Annotated in this window: 14 protein-coding genes; 10 read left to right on the top strand and 4 right to left on the bottom strand. The window is 66.3% G+C overall.

Annotated features, from left to right (window positions below):
- The first annotated feature begins 17 nt into the window (after nucleotides 1-17).
- Nucleotides 18-500, top strand: coding sequence for a 5-(carboxyamino)imidazole ribonucleotide mutase (purE, locus tag V5F78_RS05770; RefSeq protein ID WP_394065894.1), 483 nt, complete (start codon nucleotides 18-20; stop codon nucleotides 498-500).
- A 3-nt stretch (nucleotides 501-503) separates the two neighbouring features.
- Nucleotides 504-1604, top strand: coding sequence for a 5-(carboxyamino)imidazole ribonucleotide synthase (locus V5F78_RS05765; protein ID WP_394065895.1), 1101 nt, complete (start codon nucleotides 504-506; stop codon nucleotides 1602-1604).
- Between the two features lie 42 nt (nucleotides 1605-1646).
- Here the strand turns inward: V5F78_RS05765 and V5F78_RS05760 are convergent, their stop codons facing one another.
- A complete protein-coding gene (locus V5F78_RS05760; RefSeq protein ID WP_394065896.1) occupies nucleotides 1647-2246 on the bottom strand; it encodes a TetR family transcriptional regulator in 600 nt (199 codons plus the stop codon).
- Nucleotides 2247-2317: 71 nt separating this feature from the next.
- On the opposite strand from V5F78_RS05760, the gene V5F78_RS05755 reads away from it, so the two are divergent.
- Nucleotides 2318-2809 carry a cupin domain-containing protein gene (locus tag V5F78_RS05755; RefSeq protein WP_394065897.1) on the top strand — a complete coding sequence of 164 codons (492 nt, stop codon included), beginning with the start codon at nucleotides 2318-2320 and terminating at the stop codon, nucleotides 2807-2809.
- A gap of 27 nt (nucleotides 2810-2836) precedes the next feature.
- On the opposite strand, the gene V5F78_RS05750 is transcribed toward V5F78_RS05755, so the two are convergent.
- Both V5F78_RS05750 and V5F78_RS05745 read right to left on the bottom strand, forming a co-directional pair.
- On the bottom strand, nucleotides 2837-3232 hold the full coding sequence (locus tag V5F78_RS05750) for a DUF983 domain-containing protein (protein ID WP_394065898.1): 396 nt from the start codon (nucleotides 3230-3232) through the stop codon (nucleotides 2837-2839).
- Nucleotides 3233-3333: 101 nt separating this feature from the next.
- Nucleotides 3334-4221 (bottom strand): LysR substrate-binding domain-containing protein, encoded by an 888-nt coding sequence (locus tag V5F78_RS05745; protein ID WP_394065899.1) that lies wholly within the window; start codon nucleotides 4219-4221, stop codon nucleotides 3334-3336.
- Between the two features lie 220 nt (nucleotides 4222-4441).
- Here V5F78_RS05745 and V5F78_RS05740 point away from each other — a divergent pair, with 220 nt between their 5' ends.
- From V5F78_RS05740 to V5F78_RS05710, 7 genes are all read left to right on the top strand, one after another.
- A complete protein-coding gene (locus V5F78_RS05740; RefSeq protein WP_394065900.1) occupies nucleotides 4442-5209 on the top strand; it encodes an ABC transporter ATP-binding protein in 768 nt (255 codons plus the stop codon).
- Nucleotides 5206-5943, top strand: a complete 738-nt coding sequence (locus V5F78_RS05735) for a branched-chain amino acid ABC transporter ATP-binding protein (RefSeq protein ID WP_394065901.1) — start codon at nucleotides 5206-5208, stop codon at nucleotides 5941-5943. The genes V5F78_RS05740 and V5F78_RS05735 overlap by 4 nt, the downstream gene beginning before the upstream one ends.
- 1 nt (nucleotide 5944) lies before the next feature.
- Nucleotides 5945-6805, top strand: a complete 861-nt coding sequence (locus tag V5F78_RS05730; RefSeq protein WP_394065902.1) for a branched-chain amino acid ABC transporter permease — start codon at nucleotides 5945-5947, stop codon at nucleotides 6803-6805.
- Nucleotides 6802-7722 carry a branched-chain amino acid ABC transporter permease gene (locus V5F78_RS05725; RefSeq protein WP_394065903.1) on the top strand — a complete coding sequence of 307 codons (921 nt, stop codon included), beginning with the start codon at nucleotides 6802-6804 and terminating at the stop codon, nucleotides 7720-7722. The genes V5F78_RS05730 and V5F78_RS05725 overlap by 4 nt, the downstream gene beginning before the upstream one ends.
- On the top strand, nucleotides 7722-8306 hold the full coding sequence (locus tag V5F78_RS05720) for a carboxymuconolactone decarboxylase family protein (protein WP_394065904.1): 585 nt from the start codon (nucleotides 7722-7724) through the stop codon (nucleotides 8304-8306). Before V5F78_RS05725 ends, V5F78_RS05720 begins: the two co-directional genes overlap by 1 nt.
- Nucleotides 8303-9526 carry an ABC transporter substrate-binding protein gene (locus V5F78_RS05715; protein ID WP_394065905.1) on the top strand — a complete coding sequence of 408 codons (1224 nt, stop codon included), beginning with the start codon at nucleotides 8303-8305 and terminating at the stop codon, nucleotides 9524-9526. The genes V5F78_RS05720 and V5F78_RS05715 overlap by 4 nt, the downstream gene beginning before the upstream one ends.
- A gap of 96 nt (nucleotides 9527-9622) precedes the next feature.
- Nucleotides 9623-10939 (top strand): LLM class flavin-dependent oxidoreductase, encoded by a 1317-nt coding sequence (locus V5F78_RS05710; RefSeq protein WP_394065906.1) that lies wholly within the window; start codon nucleotides 9623-9625, stop codon nucleotides 10937-10939.
- A 16-nt stretch (nucleotides 10940-10955) separates the two neighbouring features.
- Here V5F78_RS05710 and speB read toward each other — a convergent pair whose 3' ends face one another.
- Nucleotides 10956-11960: an agmatinase gene (gene speB, locus V5F78_RS05705; RefSeq protein ID WP_394065907.1), complete on the bottom strand. Its 1005-nt coding sequence runs from the start codon at nucleotides 11958-11960 to the stop codon at nucleotides 10956-10958.
- Nucleotides 11961-11965: the final 5 nt, after the last annotated feature.

Below are 11965 nucleotides of genomic sequence, written 5' to 3'. Positions count from 1 at the left end.
TTTCGGGGATGAACGATATGGGTTCGCGGCCGGTGGCCGTCATCATGGGCAGCCAGTCGGACTGGGAGACCATGCGGCACGCTGCGGAAACGCTCGCAGCACTCGAGATCGGCAACGATGTGCGCATCGTCTCCGCCCATCGCACGCCTGAGCGCATGTTCGCCTTCGCCAAGGGCGCGAAAGCGGAAGGCTTCAAGGTGATCATCGCCGGCGCGGGCGGCGCCGCCCACCTGCCCGGCATGGTGGCGGCCCTCACCCCATTGCCGGTGTTCGGCGTGCCGGTGGAATCCAAAGCCATGTCCGGCCTGGACAGCCTGTATTCCATCGTCCAGATGCCCGCCGGCGTCCCTGTGGGCACCCTCGCCATCGGAAAGGCCGGTGCCACCAATGCCGCTTTGCTCGCCGCCGCCGTGCTGGCGCTGAGCGACGAGGAATTGGCCGCGCGGCTCGATGCCTATCGCGCGGAACGCACGGCGGCGGTGACGGAACGGCCGGTCTGATCCATGCTGAAGCCCGGCTCCACCATCGGCATCCTCGGCGGAGGACAGCTCGGCCGCATGATCGCCCTTTCGGCGGCGCAGCTGGGCCTGAAGACCCATATTCTGTGTCCCGACGCGGACAGCCCGGCCTTCCAGGTGGCCGGCGGCCACATCTGCGCCGCCTATGACGACGAAGCCGCCCTCGCCGAGCTGGCGCGGGTGAGCGATGTCGTCACCTATGAATTCGAGAATGTGCCTTTGGCCACGGCCGAATTCCTGGAACGGTACGTTCCCGTGCGGCCAGGGGCCAAAGCGCTCGCCATCACCCAGGACCGCCTGCTGGAAAAGACCTTCGTGCGCGGCCTCGGCATCGAGACCGCGCCGTTTGCCCCCGTGGACGATTTTGCCGGCCTGGAAGCGGCGGTGGCCGCCATCGGCCTGCCGGCGGTGCTGAAAACGCGGCGCTTCGGCTATGACGGCAAAGGACAGGTGACCCTCCGCCCCGGTGACGACCTCCTCGCCGCGTGGCATGCCATCGGCGCGCAGAGCGCGATCCTGGAGGGCTTCGTGACCTTCGCGCGCGAGGTGTCCGTCATCGCGGCGCGCTGCATGGACGATGCCTTCGCCGCCTATGACGTGACCGAGAACGTCCACCGCGACCATATTCTGCACACCTCCACCGTACCGGCCGCCGTGTCCCGGCAAGCGTCCGACCGCGCCCATGCGATCGCCTGTAAGATCGCCGGCGCGCTCTCCTATGTCGGCGTGTTCGCGGTGGAATTGTTCATCACCTCCGCCGCCTCGGGCGAACGGGTGATCGTGAACGAGATCGCACCCCGTGTGCACAATTCCGGGCATTGGACGCAGGACGGCGCCGTCACCAGCCAGTTCGAGCAGCATGTCCGCGCCATAGCCGGGTGGCCGCTCGGTGACGCATCGCGCCTCGGCGAGGTGCAGATGATCAATCTCATCGGCGCGGACGCGCACGATTGGGCGAAAATCCTGGCCGAGCCAGGCGCCCACCTACACCTCTACGGCAAGGACGAGGCCCGCGCCGGCCGCAAGATGGGCCATGTGAACCGCCTGCGGCTCGACGGCCGCGTCTCGCCCACCCCCACCTGCTGAGCCCGGCAGCAGCGCCGAGAGCAGCCGCGCCCGAGTGTGGCGTCACGTGGTCGCTGCGTTGAGGGAGCCGGCGACCAGGGTTCGCGCAATCCACCGTACGGTGGCCTCGACCTGCGCCGTGTCGAGGCCGCAGATATCCTTCAGCACCACCAGCGTCTCGATCCCTGCCAGCAGGGACAGGGCATTGACCAGGCGCGTGAAGGCCTCGGGCGCCATGGTGGCGGCGATGCCGGACAGCGCCTCGGAGATCCACCGTACCCGCCGGCCTCCCCGGCTGGTCCCCTGGCCTGCGGCGGCCAGTGAAAGATAGGTGCGGAACAGCGCCTCGTGACGCAGCACCATGGCGAGCACGCTCGCCACCACCTCTTCCGCCTGCCGGGCCGGGGGGAGCGCACGTAACCCCGCGTCCAGCATCACCCCATCCACCTCCTCGGCGATGGCATCCAGCAGCGCTTCTTGGGCCAGGGCTTCTGGCGTCGAGAAATAGCGATAAGCCGTGGCGCGCGAAATCGCTGCCGCGTCCGCCGCCTCGCCGACGGTGGGCGTGCCGCCGTCCGCCAGGAGGCGGCGCGCCGCGGCCAAGAGGGCGGCGCGCGTGCGCTGCTTCTGCGCGACCCGTTCACCTGACGATTGACGATCCAATGCAAACCTCTTATGAGACAAATGTCTCGTTATGAGATTTTTGTATCAAAATTATGGAAAGGGCACAAGCCGTGACACTTCTTTCACCCGCCGCCCTGGCTGAGGCGGCGCCGCCAGAGGTTGGCTCTTCGATCCATCTGCTGGGGACCATTGTCACGTTCCGGGGCATCGCCGCGCAGACCGAGGGCAATTATTCGCTGGTGGAAGCGGCCACCGCGCCCGGCGCCTTCACGCCGCCCCATGTCCACAGCGCAGATGCGGAAGCCTTCTATGTGCTGGAAGGGGAATATGAAGTGTTCCGCGACGGCGCGATCAGCCGGCACGGGCCTGGCTCTTTCGTCTATATGCCCCGCGGCACCGCCCACGGCTTCCGCAATACCGGTACCGAAACGGCGCGCATGCTGGTGATCAATGTGCCCGGCGGTCTGCACGAACAATTCTTTCTGGCAGCCGGCGAGACCACCGCCGGCCCGCTGGCTTTCCCGCCACCCGCCACACCGGATATTCCGAAGCTGATCGAGGTGGCGGAGCGCTACGGCATCACCCTGCTGCCACCCGAGTGATGCAGTCATTCGGCCGGCAATATCCATTCATTTTTCCGCAACCTTTGGCAGAGGGATGAGCTTTCCCTCTTCCGCTTTGTAGAAATATTGGCTTGCCACGAGCCACCCCTTCAGCGGCCGCAAGGGCGGAATGCAGGTGAGCAGCAACAGGGGAAGCGTCGTCACCAGGTGCACCCAATACGGCGCCTCGTGCGCCACTTCCAGCCAGATGGCGAATAGGGTCGACGGCAGGCAGCCGAAGCAGATGACGAAGAAGGCGGGGCCGTCCGCCGGATCAGCAAAGGAATAGTCGAGCCCGCACACCTCGCACTTGGGGGCGAGTGTGAGGAACCCGTTGAACAAATGCCCCTGCCCGCAGCGCGGACAGCGCCCGCGCAAGCCGGTTTCCAGAGGGGACAGGGCGGGCCAGGAGGGGGTGGCCATTTGATATCCAGTCAGGCACGTTATTTGACTGCATATAATATACATTCAATTTAGTCGGGCAATGAGGGCCAATGTCGCAGGTTGGCTGACGGTCGGCCCAGTCAGGTCCGCTTGCGCGAGCGCTCGGCGCTGACGTTGCGCGCAATGTGGGCCGCCAGATAATCCGCGGCCTGGAGCAGCCCCGGCTGGCGCTCCCACAGGATGAGATCCACCGACGGCAGGGCCGGCAACCCGTCCGCCGCACCCAGGCGCACCAGCCCGGTGGAGCGGACCGAATCGGCCAGCACGATGATGGCGGCATCCGCCAGCGCCATGGCTTGAAGGCCGGCGATGCTTTCCGAGACGCAGGCGATGCGCCAGGGGCGCCCCTGTTCGTTCAGCCCCGCCAGGGCATAATCGCGATAGAGATTGCCGTCCGGCAACATGGCGAGCGGCAGCGGATCGTCGAGATGAGCGGTCCCGTTGGCGGCGCCGAGCCACACCAGCGGCTCCGCCCGCAGAACCGTGCCGCGCCCCACTTTCGGCGCCACGCCGGGCATGCGGGTGGCGATGGCGATGTCGATCAGCCCGTCGGTCATGTCCTGCGCCAATTGCCGCGACAGCGCGCAGCGCACCGTCACCTCCACACCCGGATAGCTGGCGCGGAAGCTGGCGAGGGTCTCGGGCAGGAGGAAAGCGGCGTACAGATCGGGACAGCCGAGCGTGACCCGCCCCTCGATCTCCTCGGCCGCGAGGCGCAGGCACGCCTCTTCATGCATGCGCAGCACGGTGCGCGCATAGGGCAAGAGCATCTCGCCATGGCGCGACAGCCGCAGGTGCCGCAAGTCCGGTTCGAACAAGGCGCGGCCCGCCGCCTCCTCGAGCCGCTTCACCTGGAGGCTGATAGCGGGCTGGGTGCGGTTCAGCTTGCGGGCGACACGGGTCACGCTCTGCTCCTGAACGAGCATCACGAAGGTGCGCAAGAGGGTAATTTCGAGGGGACGCGCCATTTGCGCTCATAAATATTATTTCGCTTTTCGCAAAGCAATATAAATTTGATTACTTGACTCATCCAGGCTTTAATTTGTTACGACTTGGGTAATATTGATTACCTCATAGGCAAGTGCGCAAAATTTGATCTGAATCAAACCCGGATGTGCAACCAAAAAAGGCAGTCGACAAGCGGTGAGATAATAATTAATAAAATCTATGTACATAGGGGATAATTGGATGTCAGGTGCGTTCCTGGAGCTCTCCGGGCTGGTGAAGCATTATGGCGGCGTGGCGGCCCTCGACGGGTGCAGCCTGTCGCTTCGCAAGGGCGAGGTCACCGGCCTGATCGGCCCCAACGGCGCGGGCAAGACCACCTTGCTGAATGCGCTCACCGGGCTTGCTAAGCCCGAGGCCGGCACGGTCATCTTCAATGGCGTCGATGTCACCGGCCTGCCCGCCCATCGCATGGCCGCGCTCGGCGTGGTGCGCAGCTTCCAGATCGTGCGGGAGCTTTCCAGCCTCACCGTGTTTGAGAACCTGCTGCTCGCCCCGCCGCACCAGATCGGCGAAGGGCTTTTGCATGCGGTGGTTTCGCGCCGCAAATGGTGGGCGCAAGAGCATGCGAACGCCGCCAAGGCCCGCATCCTGCTGGAGCGCGTCGGGCTGTGGAAGCTGGCGGATCAATCCTCCGCCGCGCTGTCCGGTGGCCAGAAAAAGCTGCTGGAGGTGGCCCGCGCGCTGCTGCTGGAGCCCCGGCTCCTGCTGCTGGACGAACCCGGAGCCGGTGTTTCGCCGCCGCTGCGCGAGGAGATCATCCGCCTGGTGCGCGAACTGAAGATGGAGGGCCTCTCGTTCGGCATCGTCGAGCACGACATGCACCTCGTGGGCGAAGTTTGCGATCATGTGCATGTGCTGGCGGAGGGACGGACCCTGGTCTCCGGCACCTTCGCCGAAGCAACCTCCGATCCCCGCGTGGTGGACGCCTATCTGGGCCTCGCGGCATGATCGAAAACCGCGAAACGGACGCCCTGCGGGTGCAGGGGCTGCGCGCGGGCTACGGCCGCGGCGGCGATATCGTGTGCGGCATAGATTTCGCGCAGCGGCCGGAATCCATTATCGCCGTAATCGGCCCCAACGGATCGGGAAAATCCAGCTTCATCAAGACCATCGCCGGCCTTTTGCCGGCCCGCGCCGGATCCGTTTCGGTGACCGGAAGCGATGTCACCACGCTTTCCCCGGCCCGCCGGGTCTTCGCCGGCCTCGCCTATGTGCCCCAGGAGGCCAATGTCTTCCGCAGCCTCACCATCCGCGAAAATCTCAAGCTCGCCACGGAATTCCTGCGCGGCCGCCCGGGCATTGGGCGCGAGCAGGAGGAACGGGTGCTGAACCTGTTTCCCGAGATCGCCGCACGGCCGCGCACGCTCGCCGGCAACCTCTCCGGCGGCCAGCGGCAAATGCTGGCCTTCGCCTGCGCCCTGCTGGCCAATCCGGAAGTGCTGCTGCTGGATGAGCCCTCCGCCGGCCTCTCCCCGAAGATCGTCGGCCAGACCATGGAGGCCATCACCCGCGTGCGCGACTCCGGCGTCACCATCCTGTTGGTGGAGCAGAATGTCTCCGCCGCCCTCAAGATCGCCGACGAAGTGGTGGTGTTGGTGGCCGGTCGCCTCAGCCTGCGGGCGCCGGCGGACGATGTCTCGCCGGCCGATCTCGCCGGCCTGTTCTTCGGAAAGGCGGCCTGACATGGCGCAGCTGTTCCTGAACGGCCTGGTTACGGGCCTGCTCCTCGCCCTGCCCGCGCTCGCCCTGACGCTGGTGTTCGGCATTCTCAAATTCGCCAATTTCGCGGTCGGCTCCCTGCTCACCTTCGGGGCCTACGCGGGCTTCGTCGCGAATGTGCAGTTCGGCTGGCCACTGCCGCTCGCCGCCGCGTTTGCGGCGCTCTGCGTGGCGCTGGCATCGATCATCGCGGATGCGCTCGTGTTCGAGCGGTTGCGCGATCGCGGCTCCATCACTTTGCTGGTGGCCTCCATGGGTGTGTCGCTGGTGGTGGAGAACATCTGCCGCTTCGTCTTCGGCAATGCCGCCCGCAGCTTCGACGTGACGCTCGCTCGGCCGATCCGCTGGCAAGGCGTGCGCATCAATCACGAGCAGATCGTGACCGCGAGCGTGGTGGTCGTGGCGCTTCTGCTCGTGCATCTGCTGCTGACCGCCTCGCCCCTCGGCCGCGCCATGCGGGCGGTGGCCGACAATCCCGCCCTCGCCGCCGTGCGCGGCGTGGAACGGCGCACCGTCGCGCGCATTGCCTGGGCGCTGACCGGCGCCCTGCTCGGGGTCGCCGGCGTGCTCGCCGGGCTCGATCGCGCCATTGATCCGCTGATGGGCTGGAACTACCAGATCCCGATCTTCGCCGCCGCGATCCTGGGCGGTCTCGGCAGCCCGCTCGGCGCGGTGGCTGGCGCGCTCATGATCGGCCTTGCCGAGGAAATGTCGGCGCTGATCCTGCCGACCAATTACCGGCAGGTGGTGAGCTTCTGCGTCATCCTCCTCCTGCTCCTGTTCCGCACCAACGGCCTGTTCGGCGCAAAGGCGGTGCGCAAATGAGTGCTTATCTCGTTACCCTCATCATCCTGGTCAGCGTCGCTGCTCTGGTTGGCCTTGCCCTGAACCTGCAATGGGGCCTTGCCGGCTTGGTCAATTTCGGCGTCTCCGGCTTCGTGGCGCTCGGCGCCTATGGGGTGGCGATCACCGCGCCTCATATCGGCTGGTTGCCGGCGATGATCTTTTCCGCAGCGCTCTGCGCCGCCATCAGCATGGCGTTGGCATTGCTCTCGATCCGGCTGGAGGAGAATTACCTCGCCATCGTCACCATCGGCTTTGGCGAGATCGTGCGCATCCTGCTGCTGAACGAAGGGTGGCTCACTGGCGGGGCGCTCGGCATTGCCGACATTCCGCGCCCGTTCGCCACCGTCACGCCGCCCGGTGGAGGGGATGGGGTGATCCTCGCGTTCGCCATCGCGCTGGTGCTGTTGGTGTTCGTGCTGTTGGAACTGCTGGTGCGCTCGCCCTTCGGCCGGGTGTTGCGGGCGGTCCGGGACGATCCCACCGTGGCCTCCGCGCTGGGCAAGCCGGTGCTGGCGCTGCGGGTGCGGGCGTTCGCCGTGGGTGGCGCGGTCATGGGCCTCGCCGGAGCGCTGCACGCCTTCTACCTGACCTATATCGACCCGAGCCAGTTCACCCCCATCATCACCGCTTATGCCTTCATGGCGGTGATCGCGGGCGGACGCGGCTCCAATCTCGGCCTCCTGTTCGGCGCCGGGTCGATCATGGCGCTGCTGGAAGCGACGCGCTTCCTGAAGGATCTCGTGCCGTCCATCGACGGCGCGCAATTGTCGGCACTGCGGCTCGGCATGATCGGCATCGGCATCGTGCTGCTGCTGATCTTGCGCCCGCAGGGCCTTGTGGCGGAACCGCGCCGACGCGCGACCGAATTCTTTCCCGATGCGAAGGGAGAAGGCTGATGCCTCGCGTAACCCCGCTACCCTCCAGTGCCCTGCCGCCCGAAATCGCGCAGGTCTACGAGCAATTCGCCGGCGGCTATGCCGATTTCGCCGATCAGGCGGCGGTGCTCGCTCATGTGCCGCCGGCACTCGACCACATCTACCGCATGCTCATGGAATTGCGGGCGCGCGAAGCGGTGCCCTGGCGCTATATCGAGCTGGCGGTGGTGGTGGTCTCCAAGTTGAACGCCTGCCCCTATTGTGTCTCCCATCATGCCCCCCTGCTTGCCGTGGAGGGCATACCCACCGCCGCGATCGAAGCGCTGCCCGATGCCGAGCATGAGGCCTTCGACGAGGTCGATCGCCTAGTCATCGCCTATGCGCGGCTGGTGACGGAACGCGCCTGGGGCATCCGCTCCGGCGTCTTCACCCAATTGCGCGCGCATTTCTCCGAAGCGCAGATCGTGGAGCTGACCCTGCGCATCGCGCTTTGCGGTTTCTTCAACCGGTTCAACGACGCGTTGCAGATCGACGACGGCGTCGCCGAAACCTTGCTCAACCTTCACCCAAAAGAAGAACCAGCCACCTCAGGAGAACAGCCATGAGCCACTCGCCGCGTCTTACCCGCCGCCAGGTCGTTGCCGGCCTCGGCGCCCTCCCCTTCGTCGGCGCCGCGATGCCGGCGTTCGCCCAGGCCGCGGAAATCCCGCTCGGCATGGTGCTGCCGTTCTCGGGCGCCACGGGCCCCTATGGGCCCGACATGAAGAAGGCGGCCGAACTGGTGGTCGGGCAGGTCAATGAGGCCGGCGGCATCCTCGGCGGGCGCAAGCTCAAGCTGTTCATCGAGGATTCCGAGACCAATCCCACCGTCGGCGTCACGGCCACCAAGAAGCTGCTGGAAGTCAACAAGGTGGAACTGGTGGGCGGCTTCTGGGGCAGCCCGATCGCGCTGGCCGCCAAGCCCATCATCCTGGCCGCCAACAAGGTTCAGATGGTCTCCTGCTCGGCCAATGCGGTGACCGACGGCGACACCAAGGGCCTCGTGTGGCGCTTCCAGGCCAAGAGCACGTCCTGGGGCCCCGCCGGCGCCAAGGTGATGAATTCCATCGGCGCCAAGAAGGTGGTGGTGCTGGCGCAGCAGAACCCGTTCGTGGTGGCGATGATCGAGCCCTTCAAGGCGGAGATGGCCAAGCTCGGCGGCACGGTGCTGGACGTGGTCATGTACAATCCCGACCAGCCCTCCTATCGCGCCGAGGTGGAAAAGGCCTTCGGCAGTGACCCCGAAGGCGTGTTCTGCCTGTCGCTGCTGACCGATTTCACCTCGATCGCGAAGGAAGTCTATCGCGGCGGCTTCAAGTCCAAGATCGTGGCGCTCTCCATCGGCGCCGATGCGGAAGGCAAGTTTCTCCAGGCCGTCGGCCCGGAAGTGGCGGAAGGGATCTATCACCTCCAGCCCGCGCCCCCGCTCGATACCCCGTCCTACAAGAAGTTCGTGAAGGAGATGGGCGCACCGGCCGGCACCGTGTTCCTGTTCGCCGGCAATGCCCACGACCAGATGTGCGTCACCGCGCTGGCGATGGAACACGCCAAATCCAGCGATGCGCTGACCTGGGCCAAGTCCATTACCGAAGTCTGCAACCCGCCTGGCGAGGAAGTGGACGATGTGGTGAAGGGGCTGGAACTGATCCGCGCCGGCAAGAAGATCAAGTTCGTGGGCGCCGGCGCAAGCTGCGATTTCGACGCCAAGGGCGATCAGATCAACCGCTCGTTCCTGGTGCAGGTCGTCAAGGGCGGCAAGAACACGATCGTCGGCGTGATTTCCTGATCCGCTAGCGCTTTTTCAAGCCTGGACATCAGCAGCGCGCGGAGAGCCTCCGCGCGCAACGAGAACGTGCGCCTCAAGGCCACCGGGAGAAACATCATGACACATCCCAAACCCATGCATCTGTGCGGCTTTCTCATCGCCGGACCGGTGGTGCACAGCCACGCCGTCTGGCGCAATCCCGCGCACGAGACCGCCTTCCTCAGTCTCGACCATTATGCCCATATCGCCCGCACCCTGGAGCGCGGGAAATTCGACTTCCTGTTCTTCGCCGACCGGCTCGCGGTCGCCGACCGCTATGGCGAGAGCCTGGAAACCGGGATCCGGCTCGGCGATCAGGATGCCACGCGCATGGATCCGCTGCCGGTGCTCGGCGCCATGGCGGCGGTGACGCAGCACATCGGCCTCGGCGCCACGCGTTCCACCACCTATGACGCGCCCTATAACATCGCCCGCGAATTCGCGACGCTTGATCATCTCTCCGGGGGTCGGGTGGCCTGGAACGTCGTCACCTCCATGAACGATGGGGAAGCGCTCAACTTCGGCTCTGTGCCGCACCTCGGCCACGACGAGCGCTACGACCGCGCGGACGAATTCATGGAAGTCGCCTTCAAGCTGTGGGACAGCTGGGAGGAAGGTGCGCTGGTGCTCGACCGCGCCAACGGCATCTATGCCGACCCGGACAAGGTTCATTACGTGAACCACCAGGGCAAATGGTTCCAGTCACGCGGGCCGCTCAACATTCCCCGCAGCCCGCAGGGCCGGCCGGTGATCATCCAGGCGGGCTCGTCCGGCCGCGGCAAGGCGTTCGCGGCGCGCTGGTCGGAGGTGATTTTCGCGCTCCAGCCCAACCGGGAGCGCATGGGCATATTCACGCGCGACGTGCGCGCCGCGCTGGAAACTGCCGGCCGCGCCCCGGACGCCAGCAAAGTGCTCATGGCGGTGATGCCCTTCATCGGCCGCACCCGCGCGGAGGCGGAGGAAAAGCGCGACCTGCATGATTCTCTGATCGACCCGCGCGTCGGCCTCTCCACGCTCGCCGCCCATGCCAATGCGGATTTCTCCAGCCTGCCGCTGGAGGCACGGGTGGATGAGATCCCGGTCTCCGGCAGCCAGGGCAATTTCGCCGCGCTCCGCAGCATCGCCCCCGACGGCTCCATGACCATCGCCGAGGCGGGGCGTGTCTATGGGCGCGGCGTCATGTGCCCGCGCATCGTCGGCACGGCGCAGGATGTGGCGGACGAACTGGCGAGCATCGTCGATGCCGGCCTTGCCGACGGTTTCGTGATCTCGCCGGCCTTCCTGCCGGATACGTTCGATGACTTTGTCGACGAAGTGGTTCCGCTGTTGCAGGCGCGCGGCGCCCTGCGGAGCGCTTATCCCGGCGGCACCTTGCGCGACATGCTGGGTGGCTGATGCGGCCGGCGTGCGGCTATACCCAATCCGGCGGCAGGTCGGGGCGGAAGGAGAGCGGGTGCCGGGCGTCGCGATAGGCGACGCCCGGCAGGATGCACAGCATCTCGAACAGCAGGTTCGCCCCGATCAGGGCCGTATTGCCCGTGGTGTCGTAGGGCGGCGACACCTCCACCAGGTCGAACCCCACGATATCGAGGCCGTGCAGGCCCCGGATCAGCTCCAGAGCCTGGGGCAAGGTGAGGCCGGCCGGCTCGATGGTTCCCGTGCCCGGCGCGATCGACGGGTCCAGGCTGTCGATGTCGAACGAAATATAGGTTGGGCGCCCCATGAAGCGGGTGCGGATCTCGCGTGCCAGATCGACGAGCGAGCGATGCCAGCAGCGCTCCGCCGGCACCACCCACACGCCAAGACCGCGCTGCCAATCGAAATCATCCGCCGCATAGCCCGAGCCGCGCAGGCCCACCTGCACCATGCAGCGCGGATCTATGAGCCCTTCCTCCAGCGCCCTCCGCATGGGCGTTCCATGGGCGATGCGCTCGCCGAACATGGTGTCGTTCACGTCCGCATGGGCATCCACATGGACCAGCGCCACCGGCCCATGGGTCTTTGCCGCCGCGCGCAGGATCGGCAGCGTCATGGTGTGGTCGCCGCCCAGCGCCATCGGGCGGCAGCCGGTCGCGAAGATGCCGGCGAAATGCGCCTCGATGAGCTCCACCGAGCGTTCCAGGCTGTAGGGATTGGTCGCGACGTCGCCGAGGTCGGCGATGGCGAGGCTGTCGAACGGCGCGGCGCGCGTCGCCGTGTTGTACGGGCGCACGAACACGGATTCCGTACGGATCTGGCGCGGCCCGAAGCGCGTGCCGGCGCGGTTCGAGGTGCCCACGTCCAACGGCACGCCGATGAAGCCGGCATCGAGCTGCGCGGCATCGGCGATGTGCGGCAGGCGCATCATGGTGGCGATGCCGCCGAAGCGTGGCATGTCGTTTCCGCTCAGCGGAATATGGCGGGTGCGGTCGGTCATCGCGA

The organism is Roseixanthobacter glucoisosaccharinicivorans, from assembly GCF_043195095.2.
In the GTDB taxonomy this organism is placed as follows: Bacteria; Pseudomonadota; Alphaproteobacteria; order Rhizobiales; family Xanthobacteraceae; genus NCEH01.
This window is presented reverse-complemented; position numbering and strand designations above follow the sequence as displayed.